Genomic DNA, 22,103 nt, shown 5'->3' with positions numbered 1-22,103 from the left:
GGCGGGGGATCAGCCGCTGGTGAGGGGGGCGCGGCGCTCCCACTCCTCCCGCAGCATCGCGTACACGACCTCGTCGGTCCACTCGCCCTTGACCATCTCGTTCTGCACCAGGCGCGCCTCGCGCCGCATCCCCAGCCGCTCCAGCACCCGCGCCGACGCGGCGTTGCGGCCGTCCAGCCGGCCCACGACCCGGTGCAGGTCCAGCCCCTCGAACCCCAGCCGCAGCACCACCTCGGCCGCCTCCGTCGCGAACCCCTGCCCGTGGAACGCCGGGTTGAAGATGTAGCCGATCTCGCCCTGCCGGTGCTCCCGGCTGCGCCACTGCAGGTTGACCTCGCCCATCAGGGCGCCCGTCTCCCGCAGCACCACCGCCAGCACCAGCCAGTCGCCCTCCCGCTCGACGGTGGCCGCCGTCATCTTCTCCTTCAGAAACGACCTGGACTCCTCCAGGTTCCGCGGCTCCCAGTACAGGAAGCGCGCCACCTCGGGCAGCGACTGGTACGCGTACAGCCCTTCCAGATCGTCCTCGCGGAAGGGCCGCAGGGTGAGTCGCTCGGTCTCGATGGGGTAAGCGGGACGCAGCACGCAAAGATCCTAATCAGGGGGTTAGGGGTCGGGCGACCCGTTTCACACGGTCGAGTCAGGACGGTCCGGGCCCCGGTCGTGCCCGCCGCCCGCCTCCCGGCGGCCCGCGCCGGTCGCGCGGCGCTCCTGCTCACCGAACGCGCGCGTGTCGCGGAACTCCACGTAGGGCTCCTCCCCGGCGGACGCCCCGGCCTGGATGGCCCGGCCCCGCTCCAGCTCGGCGTTCAGCTCCGCGCCCAGCAGGATCGCCAGATTGCTGATCCACAGCCACACCAGGAACACGATCACACCGGCGAGGCTGCCGTAGGTCTTGTTGTAGCTGGAAAAGCCCGCCACGTACAGGGCGAACAGACCCGACGCCGCCAGCCACACCAGCACCGCCACCGCACCGCCCGGCGTCACCCACCGGAACCTGCGGCGCACGTTCGGCGCCGCCCAGTACAGCAGCGAGAACAGCAGGCTGATCACCACCAGCAGCACCGGCCACTTGGCGATCTGCCACGCCGTCACCGCCGCCGACCCCAGCCCCAGCAGGTCCCCGACCTCGCGCGCCAGCGGCCCCGACACCACCACCGCGATCGCCGACGCCGCCAGCACCGCCAGCGTCAGCACCGTGATCCCGAGCCGCAGCGGCACCATCTTCCAGAACGGGCGCCCCTCCGGCACGTCGTAGACGACGTTGGACGCCCGCATGAACGCCCCGACGTACCCCGACGCCGACCACACCGCGCCCGCCAGGCCCGCGGCCGCGGCGATCCCGGCGCCCCCGGAGCCCTGCAGCTGCCGGACCGCGCCGATCAGCAGGTCCTTCACCGCGCCGGGCGCCATCCCGCCCAGCTCGGCGATCAGGTCGTCGGTGGTCGACCGGCCCGCCAGCCCGACGACCGACACCACCACCAGCAGCCCCGGGAAGATCGACAGCACCGCGTAGTAGGTGAGCGCCGCCGCGTAGTCCTGCAGGTTGTCGTTCTTGAACTCGCCGAACGTCCGCTTGACCGCCCCGCGCCAGCCCGACGCGGGCATGTCGGTGAGCCCGCCGGGACGGCCGCGCGCGCCGGGCATCTCAGCGGCGCGTCCAGGCCGACGGCGTGCGCGAACGGCTCCGCCGCGCCCCGGTGAGGCGCGCCACCGGCGTCCAGTTCGTCCGGCCCGCGCCCGTCCGCCGCACCTTGACCGGGGCCCGCTGCGTACGCCGCGTCAGCACCCGCACCGCGGGCGCGCGGCGCCGCCTCAGCCACACCGTCAGCAGCGCCGCCGCGGCCCCCGCGGCGCCCACCGCCGCGCCGCCCTGCCGCGCCCGCGCCGCGCCCTGCGGCGACGCCGCGGCCGCCCGCGCCGACGACGCCCGCGAGGACGCCGCCTGCCGCGCCGACCCCACCGCGTCCATCGCGCGGGTCCGGGCCTGGTCGACGCGCTCGCGCGCCATCGCCTTCACATCGGCCTTGGCCGCCAGCGCCTCCACGGTCTCGCCGAGGTCGTGGCGGGCCCGGTCGACCTCCTGCCGCAGCTCCTCGGTGCCGGCAACGGCGCCGTGCCTGCTCATCGGTGCGCCCTCTCCTTCAGTTCCGTGACGGTCTGCCGCGCTTCCTCGGCCGCCCGCTCGGGCATGGCGGGCGTCGCGCGCCGGGTCTGGCCGCGCCCCATCAGCGCGAGCACCCCGGCGACCAGCAGCAGCGCACCGCCCATGATCAGCGCCGCCGCCCACACCGGCAGCACCAGCGCGATCGCCGCGATCGCCGCCGCCAGCAGCGCCCCGAGCCCGTACAGGGCGACCAGGCCGGCGCCGCCGAACAGCCCGGCGCCCGTCCCGGCGTGCCTGCCCTTGTCCTTCAGTTCGGCGACGGCCAGGCGCAGCTCCGCGCGCATCAGGTCCGAGACCTGCTGGGTCGCCTGCCGGACGAGCTCGCCGGTGCCCGGCTCGTGCCGCCCGGTCTCCACCCGCCCGGCTGCCGCGTGACCGGCCGCCTGCCCGTCCCCGTGAATGGCGGCGCCGGCCGCGCTGCCTCTGCCGTCCTGTGCCGGCCGCATGATCGTCATCGCTTCCGGCTCCCTCCCGCGTCCAGTGGTTACGAAGCGCGGTAGAGGCGTTCCCCCTGCCCCGGACCTAAACGTCGGCCCGCCCGGGGCGCGGGCCCCGCACCCGATCGACCCCGCATGGCGGCGCCGCAGAACGGTTCTTTACCGCACCACCCGGCGCGAAGGGGGATGACCGGGACGGCGTCAGCCGCGGCCCACGAACGACGGCATCGTCGTCGCCATCACCGTCATGAACTGCACGTTCGCCTCCGGCGGCAGCCCCGCCATGTACAGGACGGCCCGCGCGACGTGCGCGGCGTCCATCACCGGCTCCGCGCGCACCGACCCGTCCGCCTGCAGCGCCCCGGACGCGAACCCGCCCGTCATCTCCGTCGCCGCGTTGCCCACGTCGATCTGCCCGCACGCGATCCCGTACGGGCGCCCCTCCAGCGACAGCGACTTGGTCAGCCCCGTCACCGCGTGCTTGCTGGCGGTGTAGGCCACCGACCGGGGCCGCGGCGTGTGCGCCGCCAGCGACCCGTTGTTGATGATGCGCCCGCCCCGCGGGTCCCGCTCCTTCATCGCCCGGAACGCCGCCCGCGCGCACAGGAACGCGCCCGTCAGGTTGGTGTCGACGACGCGGCGCCACTCCTCGAGCCCGAAGTCCTCGACCGGCGCGGGCGCCCCGAACACCCCGGCGTTGTTGAACAGCAGGTCCAGCCGCCCCCACCGGTCGGCGACCGCCCCGAACAGCGCCTCGACCGACGCGGGGTCGGCGACGTCGGCGGCGACGGCCAGCGCGCGGCCGTCCGCGGCCCGGGACCGCCGCGCCGCCTCCTCCAGCCGGTCGGGGCGCCGCCCCGCCAGCGCGACGCGCCATCCCGCGTCCAGCAGCGCGGCCGCGACCGCCGCGCCGATCCCCGAACCGGCCCCGGTCACCAGCGCGACCCGGCCCGTCCCGTCGGGTCCGTTTCCGTGTTCGTTCCCGTCACCTGCGGCATCGTTCACGGCACGACCTTCCCGCCCGCCGCGATCACCTGTCAAAGCGACCCCCGGGGACGGTCCCGGGTCAGGCCGTGCCCAGCCAGTCGACGCGGTGCCCCTCGGTCGGGTCGGGCGTCTCCCACCGGCGGACGAGCCGGTCGATCACCGCGTCCGGGACGGGCGCGGCGCGGCCCCGGTTGCGGTCCCGCAGCACGTCCGGCGGCGCCTCCAGCGCCACCACCTCGACCCGCCCCCGGTACCCGGCGACCAGGCCCGTGCACAGCTCGCGCTGCGACCGCGACACGTTCGTGGCGTTCCACACGAACGACCGTCCCGCCCGCAGGTGCTCGCGCGCCAGCTCGTGCGCGGCCGCCGCCACCGCCCGCTGGTCGCCGGCGGGGGAGACGCCCATCTCCGCGCGCAGCCGGTCCAGGCTCACCACCGGGACGTCCGGGCGGTTCGCCGCGATCCAGGTGTCCTTGCCGGCGCCCGGCAGCCCCGACAGGATCGTCGCGGTCAGCCGCGTGTCGTCGTAGGCGGCGTAGGCGGGGTCGCGGTCGGGCTTGCGGAAGTACCAGAACCGGGCGTGGTCGGACGGGAAAGCGCGCGGCCCGTCCAGGCAGTCCTGCTCGGCGCAGTACTCCCCGTACAGGCCGACGTTGTCGAGCAGCTCCTCGGTGTCGGGGCAGATCCGGCCGAGGATGTCGGCCGACGCCAGCAGCACCAGGTCGTCGTTGCGGGCCAGCAGGCTCACCCGGAACGCGATCCGCTGCAGGTCGGGCCGCTCCAGCGCCCAGAACGGCACCTGGTGGTGCCGGATCAGCGCGGCGACGTGCTCGCGCCACGCGACCGGCGCGCCCATCTCCCACAGGATCCGCCGCACCATCAGGTCGCCGCGCCGCGAATGCCCGCGCGCGGTGATGCGCCCGCCGTCCTCGGTGCGGGTGCAGTGCGGCTTGGCGATGTCGTGCATCAGGACGGTCGCGAACAGCCGCACCCGCTCGTCCGCCGGGCGCGCCCGCCACTGCGGCAGGTCCGCCAGCGCCTCGCACGCCATCCGCGTGTGCACCTCGACGTCGCCCTCACCGTGGTAGACGGCGTCCTGCGGCACGCCCGCCATGTCGCGCACCCACGCGAACGCGTCCCGGATCCGCGGCCACGGCACCTCCCAGTTCGGCGGCGCCGGGCACAGCTCGGCGAACACCGGCGGCGGTTCGGGAGACGTTCGGGAGAGGGTCTTGGGGGAGGGCTCCCCTCCGGGCTGCCGAGAGCGCATCCGGCAACCGTACGGGCGACCGCGGACGCGGGTCATCCGCTTTTCCGGCGCGTCCGCCCGCCGTTCCTGTAGGGCGGCGACCGACTCGGCGCGCGTCACGGGGCCGGGTGCGAAGCGCCACCTGAAGGCCGGGCCGTTTCAACACCGCGAACCGGGCTGTGGTCCGGCTATCCGATGGTGTTCGCGCGGATGCCGTCGATCAGGTACCCCAAGCCGCGGTGGAACGCCTCGTCCCAGTCGTTGTCGCTGGGATGCCCGTGCGCGGCCAGCGTCGGGTACGCCTCGCGGTGCGCCGCGAGGATCTTGTCGGCGGCATCGCGGGTGGACGACTCGTCCCTGCCGTGCCAGGACAGCTGGCTGACCGCGGCCCCGACCACGAAGTGCGACAGTCCGTAGGCGGCGGCGGTGAGCGGCGCGCCCGCGAGTCCGGCGCGCCGCAGTGCCGCGTGCAGGAACTCCGTCCGCGTGAGGACGTTCGGCCCGAGCATCGGCCGGCCCATCAGCGTCGCGGTCCAGCGGTGCCGGAGCATCACCGCGCGCCACCGTTCCACCATCGCGGTGACGTCGGCGCGCCAGTCGTCGGTCGCCGGCGGGACCTCGGCCTCGGCGAACACCGTGTCCAGGGCCAGGTCGAGCACGTCGTCCTTGGTGTCCACGTGCCAGTACAGCGTGGTCGAGCCGGTGCCGAGCCGCTCGGCCAGCCGCCGCATGGTCAGCCGGTCCGCGCCCTCCTCGTCCAGGAGCGCGATCGCTTCGGCGACGATGCGTTCCCGCGACAGCGGCGGCGCTTCCCGTCGCCCGCGCGGCTGCTTCGACCAGATGTCGCCCGCTCGGCTCGTTCCCATGCGCCCACTCTAGTACGGTGAACTACTACCGGATCAACGTTCTAGTGACCCGATCAACGTTCAGAGGTGGTTGTGGGGCACATCGATGTGAGCGACCTGGCCTATGCGCTGCCCGATGGACGGCCCTTGCTGCGCGAGGTGTCCTTCCGTGTGGGGCAGGGCGCGAAGGCGGCCCTGGTCGGCCCGAACGGCGGTGGCAAGACGACGCTGCTCAGGCTCATCGCCGGGGAACTGGCCCCTTCCGCGGGGAAGATCGCCAATACCGGCGGACTCGGGGTGATGCGCCAGTTCACTCCGGAGGACCGCACCGTCCGCCGACTCCTCCTGGCGGTCGCGCCCCCGCAGATCAAGGCGGCGGCCGACGCGCTCGCCCGCGCCGAAGCCGCGTTGACCGGCGCCCCGGAGAGCCAGATGGCCTACGCCCAGGCCATCGGCGACTTCACCGACGCGGGCGGCTACGACCTGGAAGTCGTCTGGGACGCCTGCACGACCTTGGCGCTCGGCCTGCCGTATGAGCAGGTCCGCGACCGGCCCGCGGGAACACTGTCCGGCGGCGAGCAGAAGCGCCTCATGCTGGAGGCGCTGCTCCGCGGACCCGACGAAGTCCTGCTGCTCGACGAGCCCGACAACTACCTGGACATCCCCGGCAAGCAGTGGCTGGAGGAGCGGCTGCGAGCCACCGCCAAGACCGTGCTGCTGGTCTCCCACGACCGCCGCCTGCTCGCCGGCGCCGCCGACCGGATCATCACCGTCGAGTCCGGCACGGTCTGGGTGCACGGCGGCGGCTTCGCCGCCTACCCGGCCGCGCGCCGCGACCGCGCCGCCCGCATGGACGAACTGCGCCGCCGCTGGGACGACGAGCACGCCCGGCTGCGCCGCCTGGTCCACACGCTGCGCCGGCGCGCCGCCGCCAACGACGCCGTCGCCTCGTCCTACCAGGCCGCGCGCACCCGCCTGGCCCGCTTCGAGGAGGCGGGACCGCCCGAGCCGCCACCGCGCGAGCAGAACATCCGCGTCCGCCTGCGCGGCGGACGCACCGGCAAACGCGCCGTCGTCTGCGAACGACTCGAAGTCGCCGACCTGACCAAGCCGTTCGACCTGGAAGTCTGGTACGGCGAACGCATCGCCGTCCTCGGCGCGAACGGGTCGGGCAAGTCACAGTTCCTCAAGCTGCTCGACGACCCGTCCTCGGTCCCTCACCGAGGCACGGCGCGACTGGGCGCCCGCGTCGCTCCCGGCCGCTTCGTCCAGACCCACACCCGCCCCGACCTGCGCGACCGCACACCCGACGAGATCATCACGACCGACTTCGGGACGACCCTCAACGACGCCATGCGCGCCTTGGCCCGATACGAACTCGCGCCCACGCGGCGCCAGCCCTTCCACACCCTGTCCGGCGGGCAGCAGGCGCGGCTGCAGATCCTGCTGCTGGAGCTGTCCGGCTGCACCCTCCTCCTGCTGGACGAGCCGACCGACAACCTCGACCTCGCCAGCGCCCAAGCCCTCCAAGACGGCCTGGCCGCCTACCAGGGCACCGTCCTGGCCGTGACGCACGACCGCTGGTTCGCCGAAGACTTCGACCGCTACCTCGTCTTCGATCCGGACGGCGCCGTCCACCACCGCTCCGCTCCGACGTGGCAGGTGAACGGCCCGACTGGCCCGGAAGGAGGGTGAGCGCCGAAAAGAGCGGCAGGGCGGGCGGCCGGTGAAACCGGACTCAGTGAGCGCCCGCGTACAGGACGCCCGGGTCGGCGAGGCCGTTGGCGACGATCGGGCGCTCCCGCCAGTGCGTCCCCGAGTCCAGGATGGCGGTGAGGAAGCTCGCCCGGACCCACTTGAACCGGTCGACGGTCCGGCCGTCCTCCTCCACCTTCAGGTAGAGGCCCTCCATCTCCTCGGCCGCGTCGGTCTCCTTCTCCACCTGGGCGGGGTCGGCGCCGCCCGCCTCCGCCGCCGCGCGCAGCGCGTCCCGCCAGTGCGGCGTCCGGCACGTGGACGGCCCGACGAGCGCCGTCAGCTCCGCCAGGCCGCCGACGGGCCCCTCGTGCAGGACCGGGACGTGCACCACCGGCGTCCCCGCCAGCAGCTCGCGGCGCCGCGCCGTCGACAGGAACGTCCCGTCGGCGGTGTCGAGGACGTCGAACTCGCAGAAGTAGTGGGGGAGCGCGTCGTAGAAGACGGTGTGCTTGGCGTACAGCCACTCGCCGTACATGACGTACCGGTCGCGCAGCCGCTCCCGCAGCACGTGCTGGACCGACGCCGCCCACGCCTTCAGCGGACCGAACTGCCGCTCGCGGGGGCCGCCGGTCAGGTAGTGCCCGCGGCTCTGCAGCCGCAGTTCCCCGTCGGCGGTGAAGCTGATGCCGCAGTTGGCGCCGTCCAGCTTCTCCTCCACCACCAGGAAACGCCCGGCGACCTCCCGGAACGGCGCCGCCGCCAGGTCGTGGTCGCCCGGCTGCAGCCGGGATCCCTCGATGTGCCGGGTGCGGGGGTACTTGCGGAGCATGCGGACCGTTCTAACGAACGGCGCCCGGCGTGCCAACCGGTTTTCCCCGGGCGGGCGGTCAACCGGGGTGGACGCGGGCGAGGGCGCCGGTCTCCAGCGCGATCCACAGGGCCCCGTCGGGCCCGGCGGCGATGCCGTGCGGTTCGCAGCCGGGCGTCGGCAGCGGGTGCTCCTCGACGGCGCCGTCCACCGTGACGCGGCCCACCTGCGCGGTGCCCCACTCGGTGAACCACAGCGCGCCGTCCGGGCCCGCCGTGATCGCGTGCGGGCGCGCCGCCGGGTCGGGCAGCGCGAACTCGGCGACCTCGCCGTCCGTGGTGATCCGCCCGATCCGGCCCGCGCCGATCTCGGTGAACCACAGGGCCCCGTCGGGGCCCGCGGTGATCCCGACGGGCGCGGCGCCCGCGTGCGGCAGCGGGTGGAGGGCCACGTCGCCGGCGGGCGTCGCGCGGCCGATCGCGTTGCCCTGGTTGAGGGTGAACCACAGGGCGCCGTCGGGGCCGGTGGTGATCATCGACGGCATCCCGCCCCGGACCGGCACGCGCGTGATGCGGCCGTCGGTGTCGATCCGGCCGAGCTCGCCGGTGTGCATGAGGGTGAACCACAGGGCGCCGTCCGGGCCCGCGGCGATCCCGCAGGGGCCGCCGCCGTCCGGCACCGGATGGCGGACGATCCGGCCGCCGGGGTCGATGCGGCCGATGCGGTTCCCCTGGAACTCGGTGAACCACAGCGCCCCGTCCGGGCCCGACGTGATGATCATCGGGTCGCCGTCGAGGGGTTCGGCGGGGTGCAGGACGGCCCGCCCGCCCGGCGCCACCCGGCCGATCCGGCCGGCGTGCACCAGCGTGAACCACAGGGCGCCGTCCGGGCCCGCCGTGATCGCGTACGGGCCCTCGGCGGGGCCCGACACCGTGATTTCCTCGATCGTGACGTGCGGCATGCGTCCTCCGGTCGCCGGGTGTGCGACGAGAAGACTAACGCAACTTTTGTTGTGTTAGGTTTCCGGTATGAACCCGCCGGAGCCAGCGGACGCCGCCGGGCCGGGCCGCGCGCGGCCGGGCGGCCGGACGGCCCGCGTCCGCGACGCCGTCCGCGGCGCGACCCTCGCCGTCCTCGCCGAGCACGGCTACCGGGGCCTGACGGTCGAGGGCGTCGCCGCCCGCTCCGGGGTCCACAAGACGACCGTCTACCGGCGCTGGGGCGACGCCGACGGCCTCGTCGCCGACGCCCTCGAGATCGCCGCCGCCGAACCCTGGCCCGTCCCCGACACCGGCACCCTGGACGGCGACCTGCGCGCCCTCGCCCGGCTCGTCCGCGACGGGTTCGCCGACCCGCGGGAGGGCCCGGTCTCCCGCGCGTTCGTGCTGGCCGCCGGGCAGAGCGGCGCCGCCGCCGACGCCCTGCACCGGTTCTTCGAGCGCCGCCACGCGCAGTCCGCGGTCGTCGTCGAGCGGGCCGTCGCGCGCGGCGAGGTCCCGCCCGGGACGGACGCCGCCGAGGTCGTCCGGATCGCGGTGGCGCCGCTGTACTACCGGCTGTTCGTCACCGGCGAGCCGCTGGACGAGGCGGCCGCCGACCGCGCCGCCGCGGCGGCCTGCACGGCCGCCCGCGCCGGCGCGCTCGCCCCCTGACGCGCCGCACCGGCCGCGGGGTTCAGCCGACGTGCATGGGCTCGCGGATCTCCCCGGCCTCGTACGCCGACTCCTCGTGCCGGCCGCGGGCGCCCCACTGCTCCTCCATGCGCATCGCGCAGCCCAGCGCGAAGAAGGTCGGGGCCCACTGCCCGACGAAGATGCCCCAGCGGTCCGCCCGCTCCATGCCCGCCGACTCGATCTGCAGCGACGCGGCCCACGCGGCCACCGACAGGCCGATCGAGGTGAAACCCATCGCGTACATGACGTTCGACGACAAGCCCATCTTCTGCAGCTGCTTCACCATGATGATCCGCTCCCTGTGCTCTTCCGGGTGTTCCGACGGCTCACTTCCCCCTCGGCCCACGGGTAAGGCAATGCGCGGGCCAAGGAACGCCCCCGGGTGTCGGCCGGAGGGAGCGGGACGTCAGGAAACCCGGCCCGCGTCCCGCAGGGTGAACCGCTCGCGGGCGTCGCCGCCCAGCCGTCCGGCCGGCAGCGCGCGGCCGTAGGCGACGAGCAGCAGATCCTGGGCCGAGCCCGTCAGCGGCGTCCCGCTCCCGAACGACCAGTCGAGATCGTCGGCGCGCAGCTCCACGCCGCCGAGGTCGGCCCCGAAGAACTTCGCCGTCCGGGGCGTGACACTCTCCAGCAGCGGGCGCAGGCGCTCGTGCGGCACCCGGCGGTCCAGCCCGAGCGCGACGCCGATGTCCAGCCCGTGGACGACGTCGTGGCCGAGCGCCGCGGTGATCCCGCCGACGGGCGGCTTCCACGGGTGGCGCGCGTTGTCGCGCAGCGCGGCGGCCATCTCGGCGTGCGTCATCGCCGCCGCGTCCCGGCGGGCGAGGCGGTCGGTCATCCGGTGCAGCCCCCGCGCCCTGACCAGCTCGGACGCCACCTTGGCGAACGAGTACCGGAACCCCATCGACATGTGGGCGGCGACCTCCCGCACCCGCCATCCCGCGCACAGGCTCGGCGCGTCCCAGCTCGCCGCGGGCAGCGCCTCCAGCATCTCGGCCAGCTCCCGCCGCTCCGCGGCGATCTCGTCTCTGATGTCCATCTCGGCCTCCATCTCGATAATCAGATTACTGTAATAATAGGATTATGAGACTGACGAGGGCGCAGACCAAGGAGCGCAACCGGCGGGCGCTGCTGGAGGCCGCCCGGGAGGCGGTGTCGCGGGACGGCCACCGCGCCAGGCTCGAGGACATCGCGGCGCGCGCGGGCCTGACCACCGGCGCCGTCTACTCGCTGTTCGGCAGCAAGAACGCCCTGTTCGTCGAGCTGCTCGCCGACGAGCTCGACCCGTACTACGCCGCGTTCGACGCCGCCGTCCCCGGCGACCTCGACCTCACCGGGGCCGTCGAGGCGTTCGCGCGCCACTACCGCCGGACGTGCGAGGCCCCCGACGCGGCGCAGCAGCTGTCGTTCCAGCTCAGCCTGCAGGACATGGCGCTGCGCGACCCCGACCTGCACACCCGCCTGGCCGCGTCCGTCCGGGCCCACGAGGAGCGGCTCGCCGCGCTGTTCACCGGCCGCCGGCACGGCCCGCCGCCCGCCGCGGTCACCCCGGCGCAGGCCGCGCGGCTGGCCACCGCCCTGCGCGCCCTGCTGGTGGGCCTGAGCCAGGGCGTGACGCTCGGACTGGCGCCTGACGCGACCGAGCGGTTCTTCTCCGACGCCGCCCGCGCCCTGGCCGGGCCCGGGGTCCTCGGCCCGCCCTGAACCGCGACGGCCCGGCCCGACCTCAGTGCAGGCCGCGCTTGCCCGGGGCCCAGAACGGCTTCACCTTGATCGACCGGCGGTCCCAGCCGCGCTCGCGGACCAGGTGGTCGCGCACCAGCTGGCAGGTGCGGGCCTCGCCGGCGACGTAGGCGGCGCCGTCGGTGCCGGGCAGGTCCAGCTCCGCGACCGCCGCCGCCAGCGTCGGCGACGACGCCGCCGGCGCGCCGTGCCGGTGCACGCGCCGCAGCCGGTGCGGGCCGGGCAGCGGCATGTCGTGCTCGGGCGACTCGCTCTCCAGCACCCCGAACACCCGGGCGGCCGGATCCAGCGCCCGCAGCATCGGCCCGAACGCCGCGCCCGCCGTCTCCTCCCCGACGAACACGTGGAACGGCGCCGGACGGGTGAACAGCGAGCCCTGCGGCCACCACAGCGGCACCCGGTCGCCCGGCGCGGCCGTGCGCGCCCACCGCAGGCCGATGCCGTCCCCGTCGTACAGGTGCGCGCGCAGCTCCACCGCACCCGCGTCCCGGTCGAGGTCCCAGATCGTGTACGTGCGCAGCGTCTCTCCCGGGCGCAGCAGCCCCTGCACCGACCGCGGGTCCAGCAGTTCGACCCGGACGTGCTGGCCCGGGGTGTACGGGAAGTCGATCGGCCCGTCGGCCACCAGCCGGATCCGCCGCATCGTCGGCGTCACGTCCCCGGTCTCGGCGACCGTCGCCTCCAGCCGGTACTTCGCGAACGCCCCCGCCAGCGGGTTGAGCGTCTTCACGGCCACACGCCCTCCTTAGAGGTTCTAATTTTTCTAGAAGCTCTAAGGAAACATAGGGGCAGTAGGGTGTCAAGGTCGCCGCCGAGAAAGGACGTTCGTTGGCCGTACAGCGCTCCACCCGCCGCGCCAGGCTCCGGGAGGCCACGCTCACCGAGATCCGGGAGGCCGCGCGCCGCCTGCTGACCACCCGCGGACCCGCGGCCGTGACGATCAACGCCGTCGCGCGCGAGATCGGCATGAGCGGCCCCGCGCTCTACCACTACTTCTCCTCGCACGACGAGCTCGTCGCCGCCGTCACCGCCGACTTCTTCCGCGAGCTGACCGCGGCCATGGAGGACGCCCGCGACGCCCGCGCGGACGCCGCGCCCGGCGAGCGCCTGCTGGCCACCTGCCGCGCCATGCGCGGCTGGGCGGTCGACCACCCGGCCGAGTTCGAGTGGATCTTCGCCAGCGCGGTCCCCGCCGCCCAGTCCGCCCGGCTGCACCCCGACACGCCCCGCAACCGGGCCGCCAACGACTTCGGGATGGTCTTCCTTGGGCAGGTCCAGGACCTGTGGGCCACCGCGCCCTTCCCCGTCCCCACGCCCGACGAACTGGACCCGTCCGTCCGCGCGCAGCTCGGCGACCACATCCGGGCGCAGGGCCACGACCTGCCCCCCGAAGCCCTGCACGTCGCCATGACCTGCTGGATCCGGCTGTGGGGACTGCTGTGCATGGAAGTCCTCAACCAGCTGGACTTCATCTACTCCGACGTCGCCCCGATCTACGAGGAGACACTCCGCGAGCTCTCCGGCATGCTCGGCCTGGAGTACACCCCGCCCGCCTGACCGGCCCGAACCGCCCCAGGCCCTCACACAGCAGGCCCTCACACAGCAGACCCTCGCCCGCGGGCGTCGCGGCGCGTCCGCGGCGCCGCCGGCATCGGCCCCGCACCACCGCACCCGCGGCGACCAGGTCCCGCGCCTTCACCGGGCGGGACCGGCGTCCTCGACCCGGCGACCGCGGTCTCCCGCCGGTCGTCCGCCGCCGGACTCTCGGTTCGCGGCCGCAGGTCCCGCCGCACCTGCGGCGACGGTCGCGCCGTCGAGACCCGCGCCCCCGGGTAATCGCCGCCGGGCCGGGTAGTCCCCGGGCCGTGACCACAGTGACCAGAGGCTTCCTGCGCGGTGCCGCGGCCGGCGCCGCCGGCACGACCGCGCTCAACGCGACCACCCACGCGGACATGGCCGTGCGGGGCCGACCCCCGAGCCGCACCCCGGACGCCGTCGCGTCCGAGCTCGCCGACCGCACCGGCACGCCCGTGCCGGGCGGCGACCGCGAGCGCGGCGACCGGCTCGAGGCCGCCGGCGCCCTCGGCGGCACCCTCGCCGGCCTCGCCGTGGGCGGCCTGGCCGGAGCCCTGCGCGCCACCGGCGTCCGGCTCCCCGCCGCCATCGGCGGGCCGCTGCTGGGCGCCGCCGCGATGGCCGCCGCCGACCTGCCCGCCGCCCGCCTGGCGATCACCGACCCGCGGTGCCGGACCCGCGCGGACTGGGCGGCCGAAGCGATCCCGCACCTCGCCTACGGCATGACGACCCACGCCACCCTCGCCGCGACGTTCCGGGCCGACGAGCGCGACCGCCGCCTCGCCGACCCCGAGCCCGCGCGGCGCCCGTCCCTGCTGCGGGCCGCGGCCCTCGGCGCCGCCACGGGCTGCCGCAGCACCGCCGGACTCACCGCGCTCGCCCTGCGGTCCCGCCGCACCGATCCCGGCCCCGCGCGGCTGCTCGCCCGTCCCGGCGTCCGCGCCGTGCACGCCCTCGCCGCCGCGGGCGAGCTCGGCCTCGACAAACACCCCGCCGTCCCCGACCGCAGCGCGCCGCAGGGCATGCTTCCCCGGGTGCTGCTCGCCGCCGCCGCGTCCGGCGCCGCGGCCCGGCGCGACCGCACCGAGTACGGGCCGCCCGCCCTCGTCGCCGCCACGGCCGCCGCCGGAGCCGCCGCGGCGGGCAACCGGCTGCGCATTCTGGCCGCGCGGCGGTTCGGCTCCGACCTGCCCGGCGCCCTCACCGAGGACGCGGCCGCCGCCCTCCTCGCCTGGCTCGGCACCTGCCGCCGCTGAACCCGCCGCCCCCGGACCGACGCCGACCGGACCGACGCCGACCGGACGGCGGGGTCAGCGGCCGGACGCGCGGGGCGGGGCCGTGCTGGCGCGCAGGACGACCTCGCCCGCGATGCGCTCGATGCGGCTGCGGCGGCCCGCGGGCTCGCGCAGCGCCAGGCCCATCACCCGCTCGCCCATCTCACCGAGCGGCAGCGCCACCGTCGTCAGCGGCGGCGTCAGGTCACCGACGATCGGGATGTCGTCGAACCCGGCCAGCGACACGTCCTCCGGCACCCGCACCCCGCGGTCGCGGAACGCCGTCAGCGCCCCGACCGCCATCACGTCCGTCACCGCGAACACGCACGTCGGACGCTCGCCGCGGGCCAGCAGCTCCGCCGCCGCCGCGTACCCGCCGTCCCGGGTGAACGCGGCCTCGACGATCCGCTCGTCCGGCAGCGGCACCCCCGCGTCGGCCAGCGCCTCCGCGAACCCCGCGAGCCGGTCCGACACCGTCGTCAGCGCGCGCGGCCCGGTCAGCACCGCGAACTCCCGGTGCCCCAGGTCGAGCAGCGCGCGGCCGAGCTCGTAGGCGCCTTCCCGGTTCTGCGGCAGCACCGCGTCGACCTTCAGGCTGCGATGCCGGCTCAGCACCGCGACCCGCCCGCCCGTCCGCTGGTAGGGCTCCAGCTCCGCGCCCAGCGAGCGCTCCCACTCGCGGTCCTCGAACCCCGAGCCGATCAGCAGGATCGCGCGGGCCCGCTGGGCGCGCAGCATCGCCACGTACTCGACTTCGCGGGCCGGATCGCGGAACGTGCTGGCCAGCATCACCAGCATCCCGTGCTCGGCGGCCGTGGTCATCACGCCGCGGGCCACCGCGGCGAAGTAGGGGTCGCTGACGTCGTGGCAGATCACCCCGACGGACGTGCTGGACGCGCTGGCCAGCGCCTGCGCGTGGGCGTTCGGCGTGTACCGCAGCGACGCCGCCGCGGCCAGCACCCGCTCCCGCAGATCCGTCCGCACCTGCGAGGTCCCGTTCAGCACCCGGGACGCGGTGGCGAGCGAGACCCCGGCCTCCCGCGCGACGTCCTGCAGGGTCACGTACGCGCGATCCGGTGCACGCTCGCCGGTGCGGGACTCCTCCGCCGCCTCCGTCATCACCGCCCCCTCGCTCGAGCCGACTTCGCGGCGGATCTTCGGCCGACCCTCTTGACCGCGTCGTCGATGGTTCTTACCGTACACCAGAAAGCGCTTTCTGAATGCGCTTTCTGAACAACCGCCCCGGAGGAACCCATGGTGAGTCAGGGCACGACGAGCGCGACCCCGGCGACGGACGCGCCGGACGCGCCGGGCGTCGTCGAACGCGACCGGCCCGGCGCGGGGGAGCGCGTCGCCGCCGTCGCCGAGCAGACCTGGCGGCCGCTCGCGCTGCTGGTGGCGTGCTTCGCCGCCTGGTGGGCGGTCAGCTCGTTCAAGCTGGTCGCCGAGTACCTGGTGCCCTCGCCCGGCGCCACGTTCGAGGTGCTGACCGACAAATGGGGCTACATCTGGCAGCACACCTGGGTCACCACCTACGAGACGCTGCTGGGCTTCGCGATCGCCGTCGCCGTCGGCGTCCTCGCCGCGGTGGTCATGGTGTACTCCGCGACGGTCGAGCGCACGCTCTACCCGATCCTGCTGTTCGCCCAGGTCATCCCCAAGATCGCCATCGCGCCGCTGTTCGTGGTGTGGATGGGCTTCGGCATCGGCCCGAAGATCGTCGTCGCGGTCCTGATCGCGTTCTTCCCGGTCGTGATCTCCATGGTCGCCGGGCTGAAGTCGGTGGACCCCGAGATGCTGCAGCTGTCGGCCACGATGGGCGCCGGCCCGATGGCGACCTTCCTGAAGATCCGGCTGCCCGCGTCCCTCCCGCACCTGTTCTCCGGCCTCAAGGTCGCGGTCACCCTCGCCGTCACCGGCGCCGTCGTCGGCGAGTTCGTCGGGGCCAACGAAGGGCTCGGCTACGTGATCCTGCAGGCCAACGGCAACCTCGACACGCCCATGCTGTTCGCCGGGCTCCTGGTCATGTCCGCCATCGGCGTCCTGCTGTTCGTCGTCGTCGAGGTCGCCGAGCGGCTGCTGCTGCCCTGGCACGCCAGCCGCCGCGACGGCGCCGTCACCACCTACTGACCGCCCCCCGCCCGCACGGCACGGTCCCTGGACCGTTCCGGCGCCGCCCTCGGCGCCGCCCCTCGGCACTGGCCGACACCACCCCACCCCGACCACGGAGGGCCGTCCCATGAGACTCCGCACCATCGCAGCAGCCCTGCTCGCCCCGCTCGTCGCGCTCACCGGCGCCGCCTGCGGCGGGGACTCCGACCAGGTCACCAGCGACTCCGGCAAGAAGCTGACCAAGGTCACCCTGACGCTCAACTGGTACCCCTACGGCGAGCACGCGCCGTTCTACTACGGCGAGAAGAAGGGCATCTTCGAAAAGCACGGCATCGCCCTGGAGATCACCGCCGGGCAGGGCTCGCAGAAGACCGTGCAGGCCACCGGCGCCGGGCAGACCGACTTCGGCTGGGCCGACACCCCCGCGCTGCTCGCCGCCGTCGACAAGGGCGTCCCGGTCAAGAGCCTCGGCGTCTACCTGCAGACCACGCCCGCATCCGTGCAGTCCTTCGCGTCCGCCGGGATCGAGAAGCCCGCCGACCTCAAGGGCAAGACGGTCGCCGGCACCGCCGGGGACGCGCTGTCGCGCACCTTCCCGGTCTTCCTGGAGAAGAACGGCATCGACCCCGCCGAGGTCAACGTCCAGAACACCGACCCGGCCGGGAAGATGGCCGCGGTGATGTCGGAGACGGTCGACGGGCTGATGGGCTTCGCCAACGACCAGGGCCCGACGATCCAGGAGAAGTCCGGCAAGCCGATGTCCTACCTGCGGTACGCCGACTTCGGGCTGAACTTCTTCTCCAACGGCCTCATGGTCGGCGAGCGCAAGCTCCAGAGCGAGAAGGAGCTGGTGGAGAAGATGGTCGCGGCCACGAGCGAGTCCTGGACGGCCGCGTCGTCCGACCCCGCCGGCGCCGTCGCCAGCATGGCCGGCGCGTCGCAGCAGCTGCCGTCCGACAAGGTCCTGACCGAGCAGTTCGCCGCCACGCTCGAGCTGCTGCACACCCCGGCGACCCAGGGCAAGGCGCCCGGCGTCAACGCCGAGGCCGACTGGCGGCAGACGATCGCCACCTTCCAGCAGGCCGGCGTCATCGAGGAGGCCAAGGACCCGGCCGAGTACTGGCAGGCGCCGTCCGGCCAGGGCTGACCCGGACCGGGCGCGTCCGCCCCGGAAGGACGCGACCACCCCGCCCGAGTTTTTGCAGCCCACGACCCCTGCAGCCCAAGACCTCGCAGACCAGGGCGCTGCGAACCAGTACGAGTCGACGGGACGAGCGATGAGGACCATGAGCCAGAAAGCGACCGAATCCGGCACGGCCGGGACCGAGCCCGCCGTCCGGCTGGACGACGTGGCCGTGCGGTTCCGCAGCCGCAAGCGCGACGTCACCGCGCTGCGCGACATCGCGCTGGACGTCCCGATGGGGGAGTTCGTCGCCATCGTCGGGCCGTCCGGCTGCGGCAAGTCCACCCTGCTGAAGCTGGTGGCGGGGCTGCTGCAGCCGTCGTCGGGCACCGTCCGGCTGCGCGGCGACCGCGTCGGCGGCCCCCGCCACGACATCGGCTACGTGTTCCAGCGGGCCGCGCTGCTGGAGTGGCGCAGCGCCCGCCGCAACATCCTCCTCCAGGCCGAGATGCGGCGCATGCCCTCGGACCAGGCCCGCCGCCGCGCCGACGAGCTCATCGAGATGACCGGCTTGAAGGGGTTCGAGGACGCGCTCCCGCACGAGCTGTCGGGCGGCATGCAGCAGCGCGTCGCGCTGTGCCGCGCGCTGCTGCACGAACCGCCCGTCCTGCTGATGGACGAGCCGTTCGGCGCGCTCGACGCGCTCACCCGCGAGCAGCTCAACATCGAGATGAACCGGATCTGGCGGGAGACCGGCACCACCGTCCTGCTCGTCACGCACTCCATCGCCGAGGCCGCCTACCTGGCGAACCGCGTCGTGGTGATGACCGACCGGCCCGGGACGATCGCCGAGATCATCGACGTCGACCTGCCCGCCGAGCGCGCGTACGCCCCGACGATGGAGCGCCCCGAGTTCGCCCGCGTGACCAACCGGGTCCGCGGCCTGCTGGGCGCCGGCGCGGCCGCCGACTGACCGACCCGGACGACCGACCCGGACGATCCACCGGGACGTCCACCCGGACGTCCACCCGGTCGGCGGCGACGGGAACCCGCGCCCGGCACCGGCTCCGGGACTCGGCGCGGGGATCCCGCCCGCCGCGACCGACACGACAACCGAAAGGCACAAGAATGGAACGCAGGTCCATCGGCATCGTCATGAACGGCGTGACCGGCCGGATGGGGTACCGCCAGCATCTCCTCCGCTCGATCCTCGGGATCCGGGAGCGGGGCGGGCTGCGGCTGGCCGACGGCACCGTGCTGTGGCCGGAGCCGGTGCTGGTGGGACGCAGCGAGGTCAAGCTGCGCGAGCTCGCCGAGCGGCACGGCCTCACCGAGTGGACGACCGACCTGGCCGAGGCGCTCGCCCGGCCCGGCACCGAGATCTACTTCGACGCGCAGGTCACCAGCGCGCGCGTCGACGCGATCCGCGCGGCCGTCGCCGCCGGCAAGCACGTCTACACCGAGAAGCCGACCGCCGAGGGCCTCGAGGACGCGCTGGCGCTGGCGCGCCTCGCCGAGGAGGCGGGCATCAAGCACGGCGTCGTCCAGGACAAGCTGTTCCTGCCGGGCCTGATGAAGCTGAAGCGGCTGGTCGACGGCGGGTTCTTCGGGCGGATCCTGTCGGTGCGCGGCGAGTTCGGCTACTGGGTGTTCGAGGGCGACTGGCAGGAGGCGCAGCGCCCCAGCTGGAACTACCGCGACGAGGACGGCGGCGGCATCATCCTCGACATGTTCTGCCACTGGCGGTACGTCCTGGAGGGGATCATCGCGCCGCTGCGGTCGGTGCAGGTGCTCGGCGCCACCCACATCCCCGAGCGGTTCGACGAGGACGGCAAGCCCTACCAGGCGACCGCCGACGACGCCGCCTACGGCATCTTCGAGCTGGACGGCGGCGTCATCGCGCAGATCAACTCCTCGTGGACGACGCGGGTGTTCCGCGACGAGCTCGTGGAGTTCCAGGTGGACGGCACGGAGGGCTCGGCGGTCGCGGGCCTGCGCCGCTGCCGCGTCCAGCACCGCTCCATGACCCCGAAGCCGGTGTGGAACCCCGACCTGCCCCCCACCGAGGACTTCCGGTCGCAGTGGCAGGAGGTCCCCGACAACATCGAGTTCGACAACGGGTTCAAGACGCAGTGGGAGATGTTCCTGCGGCACGTCGCCGAGGACGCCCCGTTCCCGTGGGACTTCTACGCCGGGGCGCGCGGCGTCCAGCTCGCCGAGCTGGGGCTGCGGGCCTGGCGGGAGGGCCGCCGCCTCGACGTCCCGGAGCTGTCCCGGTGAAACTCGACCTTCCGCGCCCGGACGGGACGCTCGTCCCGTACACGATGGGGGAGCCGCGGGCGTTCGCGGCGTCCGCCGAGCCGTTCGCGTCGCGCGTCGCCTACGCCGCCGCGCACGTGGTCGCCGACCCGTTCGGCGGCGGCGCGCCCGGCGGGACCCTCGACTGGGACGCCACCCTGGCGTTCCGCCGCCACCTGTGGGCGCACGGCCTCGGCGTGGCCGAGGCGATGGACACCGCGCAGCGCGGGATGGGCCTGGACTGGGCGGTCACCCGCGAGCTGATCGCCCGCAGCGGCCGGGAGGCCCGCGCCGCCGGGGGCCGCATCGTCTGCGGCGCGGGCACCGACCAGCTCCCGCCCGGCCCGGCCCCGCTCGACGCGATCACCGCCGCCTACGAGGAGCAGCTCGCGGTCGTCGAGGACGCCGGCGCGGTCCCCGTCCTGATGGCCAGCCGCCAGCTCGCCGCATCGGCCCGCACCCCCGGCGACTACGCGGCGGTGTACGGGCGGCTGCTGCCGCAGCTGCGGCGCCCGGCCGTACTGCACTGGCTGGGCCCGATGTTCGACCCGGCGCTGGACGGCTACTGGGGTTCGGCGGACCTGGACGCCGCGGCGTCCGCGCTGCTCGAGCTGATCGGCGCGCACGCGTCCCGGGTCGACGGCGTGAAGATCTCGCTGCTGGACGCCGGCCGCGAGGTCGACTTCCGGCGGCGGCTGCCGGACGGCGTGCGGCTGTACACCGGCGACGACTTCAACTATCCGGAGCTGATCCGCGGCGACGCGTCCGGGCACAGCGACGCGCTCCTCGGGATCTTCGACCCGATCGCGCCCGCCGCCGCGGCGGCGCTGCGCGCGCTGGACGCCGCGGACGCGGGCGCCTACGAGGCGGCGTTCGCGCCGACGCTCCCGCTCGCCCGGCACCTGTTCGAGGCCCCGACCTTCTACTACAAGACCGGGGTGGTGTTCCTGGCGTGGCTGGCGGGCCACCAGCGGCACTTCCGCATGGTCGGGGGCCTGGAGTCGGCGCGTTCCGTCCCGCACCTGGTGCGGCTGTTCGAGCTGGCCGACGCCGCCGGGCTGTTCCCCGACCCGGACCTGGCGGCGGAGCGGATGCGCGCCTGGCTGACCGTGCAGGGGATCGACCAGGGAGCGGCCGCGTGAGATTCAGCCTGAACCAGTGGACGACGCGGCACTGGCCGCTGCCCGACCTCGCCGCCGGATGCGCGGCCGCCGGGGTCGCCGGGGTCGGGCTGTGGCGCGAGCCCGTCGCCGAGTACGGCGCGGCGCGGACGGCCAAGCTCGTGCGCGACCACGGGCTGACCGTCACGTCCCTGTGCCGGGGCGGTTTCTTCCGGGAGCCGGACGCCGTGGAGGTCAACCGGCGCGCCATCGAGGAGGCCGCCGAGCTGGGGGCGCCCGCCCTGTGCCTGGTCAGCGGCGGGCTGCCGGAGGGCTCCCGCGATCTGGACGGCGCCCTCGCCCGGGTCGCCGACGTCCTGGCCGAGCTGGCCCCGTACGCGGGGGAGCACGGGGTGCGGCTCGCGATCGAGCCGCTGCACCCGATGTTCTGCTCGGACCGCTGCGTCGTGACGACCCTCGCGCAGGCCCTCGACCTGGCCGCCCCGCACCCGTCCGACCAGGTCGGCGTCATGATCGACACCTACCACCTGTGGTGGGACCCGGCGGTCTGGGACGGCATCGCCCGCGCGGGCGCGCAGGACCGGATCGCGCTGTTCCAGGTCGCGGACTGGATCACCCCGCTGCCCGAGGGCGTGCTGACCGGGCGCGGCATGCTCGGCGACGGGTGCGTCGACCTGCGGCGGTTCCGCGCCGCCGTCGACGCCGCCGGCTACACCGGCCCGATCGAAGTGGAGATCTTCAACGAGGCGCTCTGGGCCATGCCCGGCCCCGAGGCGCTGGCCCTGACCCTCGCCCGCTACCGCGAGCACGTCGAGTGACCCCGCCCGCACCGAAGTCCGGAAAGCGCTTCCAGTAAGCGCTTTCCACCCACCCCCACGAGAAGGACGGTCGGAATGCGAAAACTCATCGTGAGTCCGCTCGCGATCACGGCGCTGCTGGCGTCGCTGGTCGCCGCACCGCCGGCGTCGGCGGCGGAGACGGCCCCCGCCCCCT

At 74.6% G+C, this 22,103-nt stretch carries 24 protein-coding genes; 11 read left to right on the top strand and 13 right to left on the bottom strand.

The window, feature by feature from the left end:
• Nucleotides 1-9: 9 nt before the first annotated feature.
• From DMH08_RS29645 to DMH08_RS29615, 7 genes are all read right to left on the bottom strand, one after another.
• Nucleotides 10-585, bottom strand: a complete 576-nt coding sequence (locus DMH08_RS29645) for a GNAT family N-acetyltransferase (RefSeq protein ID WP_125619176.1) — start codon at nucleotides 583-585, stop codon at nucleotides 10-12.
• A 42-nt stretch (nucleotides 586-627) separates the two neighbouring features.
• Nucleotides 628-1,647, bottom strand: coding sequence for a YihY/virulence factor BrkB family protein (locus DMH08_RS29640; protein ID WP_233617885.1), 1,020 nt, complete (start codon nucleotides 1,645-1,647; stop codon nucleotides 628-630).
• 1 nt (nucleotide 1,648) lies between these two features.
• Nucleotides 1,649-2,128: a DUF3618 domain-containing protein gene (locus DMH08_RS29635; protein ID WP_034517318.1), complete on the bottom strand. Its 480-nt coding sequence runs from the start codon at nucleotides 2,126-2,128 to the stop codon at nucleotides 1,649-1,651.
• Nucleotides 2,125-2,622 (bottom strand): phage holin family protein, encoded by a 498-nt coding sequence (locus DMH08_RS29630; RefSeq protein ID WP_233617884.1) that lies wholly within the window; start codon nucleotides 2,620-2,622, stop codon nucleotides 2,125-2,127. Before DMH08_RS29630 ends, DMH08_RS29635 begins: the two co-directional genes overlap by 4 nt.
• 183 nt (nucleotides 2,623-2,805) lie before the next feature.
• A complete protein-coding gene (locus tag DMH08_RS29625) occupies nucleotides 2,806-3,609 on the bottom strand; it encodes an SDR family oxidoreductase (RefSeq protein ID WP_199748071.1) in 804 nt (267 codons plus the stop codon).
• A 61-nt stretch (nucleotides 3,610-3,670) separates the two neighbouring features.
• On the bottom strand, nucleotides 3,671-4,861 hold the full coding sequence (locus tag DMH08_RS29620) for an AAA family ATPase (RefSeq protein ID WP_084550077.1): 1,191 nt from the start codon (nucleotides 4,859-4,861) through the stop codon (nucleotides 3,671-3,673).
• Between the two features lie 167 nt (nucleotides 4,862-5,028).
• Nucleotides 5,029-5,706, bottom strand: coding sequence for a TetR/AcrR family transcriptional regulator (locus DMH08_RS29615; RefSeq protein ID WP_125619172.1), 678 nt, complete (start codon nucleotides 5,704-5,706; stop codon nucleotides 5,029-5,031).
• A 72-nt stretch (nucleotides 5,707-5,778) separates the two neighbouring features.
• Between DMH08_RS29615 and DMH08_RS29610 the strand changes: the two genes are divergently transcribed.
• Nucleotides 5,779-7,380, top strand: a complete 1,602-nt coding sequence (locus DMH08_RS29610) for an ATP-binding cassette domain-containing protein (protein WP_125619170.1) — start codon at nucleotides 5,779-5,781, stop codon at nucleotides 7,378-7,380.
• 43 nt (nucleotides 7,381-7,423) lie between these two features.
• Here DMH08_RS29610 and DMH08_RS29605 read toward each other — a convergent pair whose 3' ends face one another.
• Complete coding sequence (locus tag DMH08_RS29605) at nucleotides 7,424-8,212, bottom strand: RNA ligase family protein (protein WP_026401827.1); 789 nt, start codon at nucleotides 8,210-8,212, stop codon at nucleotides 7,424-7,426.
• Between the two features lie 58 nt (nucleotides 8,213-8,270).
• Complete coding sequence (locus DMH08_RS29600) at nucleotides 8,271-9,152, bottom strand: Vgb family protein (RefSeq protein WP_125619168.1); 882 nt, start codon at nucleotides 9,150-9,152, stop codon at nucleotides 8,271-8,273.
• A 67-nt stretch (nucleotides 9,153-9,219) separates the two neighbouring features.
• Here DMH08_RS29600 and DMH08_RS29595 point away from each other — a divergent pair, with 67 nt between their 5' ends.
• Nucleotides 9,220-9,843, top strand: coding sequence for a TetR/AcrR family transcriptional regulator (locus DMH08_RS29595; protein ID WP_125619166.1), 624 nt, complete (start codon nucleotides 9,220-9,222; stop codon nucleotides 9,841-9,843).
• Nucleotides 9,844-9,865: 22 nt separating this feature from the next.
• Here DMH08_RS29595 and DMH08_RS29590 read toward each other — a convergent pair whose 3' ends face one another.
• Complete coding sequence (locus DMH08_RS29590) at nucleotides 9,866-10,150, bottom strand: hypothetical protein (RefSeq protein WP_026401824.1); 285 nt, start codon at nucleotides 10,148-10,150, stop codon at nucleotides 9,866-9,868.
• 120 nt (nucleotides 10,151-10,270) lie between these two features.
• A complete protein-coding gene (locus tag DMH08_RS29585) occupies nucleotides 10,271-10,903 on the bottom strand; it encodes a maleylpyruvate isomerase family mycothiol-dependent enzyme (RefSeq protein WP_125619164.1) in 633 nt (210 codons plus the stop codon).
• Nucleotides 10,904-10,947: 44 nt separating this feature from the next.
• On the opposite strand from DMH08_RS29585, the gene DMH08_RS29580 reads away from it, so the two are divergent.
• The gene (locus tag DMH08_RS29580; protein WP_233617883.1) at nucleotides 10,948-11,568 is read left to right on the top strand and encodes a TetR/AcrR family transcriptional regulator; all 621 of its coding nucleotides are present in this window, start codon (nucleotides 10,948-10,950) and stop codon (nucleotides 11,566-11,568) included.
• A 22-nt stretch (nucleotides 11,569-11,590) separates the two neighbouring features.
• Here DMH08_RS29580 and DMH08_RS29575 read toward each other — a convergent pair whose 3' ends face one another.
• Complete coding sequence (locus tag DMH08_RS29575; RefSeq protein WP_125619162.1) at nucleotides 11,591-12,343, bottom strand: siderophore-interacting protein; 753 nt, start codon at nucleotides 12,341-12,343, stop codon at nucleotides 11,591-11,593.
• Between the two features lie 92 nt (nucleotides 12,344-12,435).
• Between DMH08_RS29575 and DMH08_RS29570 the strand changes: the two genes are divergently transcribed.
• Both DMH08_RS29570 and DMH08_RS41185 read left to right on the top strand, forming a co-directional pair.
• The gene (locus DMH08_RS29570; protein ID WP_125619160.1) at nucleotides 12,436-13,164 is read left to right on the top strand and encodes a TetR/AcrR family transcriptional regulator; all 729 of its coding nucleotides are present in this window, start codon (nucleotides 12,436-12,438) and stop codon (nucleotides 13,162-13,164) included.
• Between the two features lie 308 nt (nucleotides 13,165-13,472).
• The gene (locus DMH08_RS41185; RefSeq protein ID WP_199748069.1) at nucleotides 13,473-14,438 is read left to right on the top strand and encodes a hypothetical protein; all 966 of its coding nucleotides are present in this window, start codon (nucleotides 13,473-13,475) and stop codon (nucleotides 14,436-14,438) included.
• A gap of 54 nt (nucleotides 14,439-14,492) precedes the next feature.
• Here the strand turns inward: DMH08_RS41185 and DMH08_RS29560 are convergent, their stop codons facing one another.
• Complete coding sequence (locus DMH08_RS29560; protein ID WP_051300485.1) at nucleotides 14,493-15,575, bottom strand: LacI family DNA-binding transcriptional regulator; 1,083 nt, start codon at nucleotides 15,573-15,575, stop codon at nucleotides 14,493-14,495.
• A 135-nt stretch (nucleotides 15,576-15,710) separates the two neighbouring features.
• Here DMH08_RS29560 and DMH08_RS29555 point away from each other — a divergent pair, with 135 nt between their 5' ends.
• The 6 genes from DMH08_RS29555 to DMH08_RS29530 all read left to right on the top strand — a co-directional run bounded on the left by DMH08_RS29555 (nucleotide 15,711) and on the right by DMH08_RS29530 (nucleotide 21,928).
• Nucleotides 15,711-16,586 carry an ABC transporter permease gene (locus DMH08_RS29555; protein ID WP_125619158.1) on the top strand — a complete coding sequence of 292 codons (876 nt, stop codon included), beginning with the start codon at nucleotides 15,711-15,713 and terminating at the stop codon, nucleotides 16,584-16,586.
• Between the two features lie 109 nt (nucleotides 16,587-16,695).
• Nucleotides 16,696-17,715, top strand: a complete 1,020-nt coding sequence (locus DMH08_RS29550; RefSeq protein WP_125619156.1) for an ABC transporter substrate-binding protein — start codon at nucleotides 16,696-16,698, stop codon at nucleotides 17,713-17,715.
• A 139-nt stretch (nucleotides 17,716-17,854) separates the two neighbouring features.
• Nucleotides 17,855-18,664: an ABC transporter ATP-binding protein gene (locus tag DMH08_RS29545; protein WP_034517314.1), complete on the top strand. Its 810-nt coding sequence runs from the start codon at nucleotides 17,855-17,857 to the stop codon at nucleotides 18,662-18,664.
• A 155-nt stretch (nucleotides 18,665-18,819) separates the two neighbouring features.
• The gene (locus DMH08_RS29540) at nucleotides 18,820-19,971 is read left to right on the top strand and encodes a Gfo/Idh/MocA family protein (RefSeq protein ID WP_026401816.1); all 1,152 of its coding nucleotides are present in this window, start codon (nucleotides 18,820-18,822) and stop codon (nucleotides 19,969-19,971) included.
• A 44-nt stretch (nucleotides 19,972-20,015) separates the two neighbouring features.
• Complete coding sequence (locus tag DMH08_RS29535) at nucleotides 20,016-21,131, top strand: dihydrodipicolinate synthase family protein (RefSeq protein WP_233617886.1); 1,116 nt, start codon at nucleotides 20,016-20,018, stop codon at nucleotides 21,129-21,131.
• Entirely contained in the window at nucleotides 21,128-21,928 is an 801-nt protein-coding gene (locus DMH08_RS29530) for a sugar phosphate isomerase/epimerase family protein (protein WP_026401815.1), read from the top strand. Before DMH08_RS29535 ends, DMH08_RS29530 begins: the two co-directional genes overlap by 4 nt.
• Nucleotides 21,929-22,103: the final 175 nt, after the last annotated feature.

Source organism: Actinomadura sp. WAC 06369, from assembly GCF_003947565.1.
Lineage (GTDB): Bacteria > Actinomycetota > Actinomycetes > Streptosporangiales > Streptosporangiaceae > Spirillospora > Spirillospora rifamycini.
The sequence above is the reverse complement of the archived record's forward strand: the minus strand, read 5'-3'. Positions and strand labels throughout refer to the sequence as shown.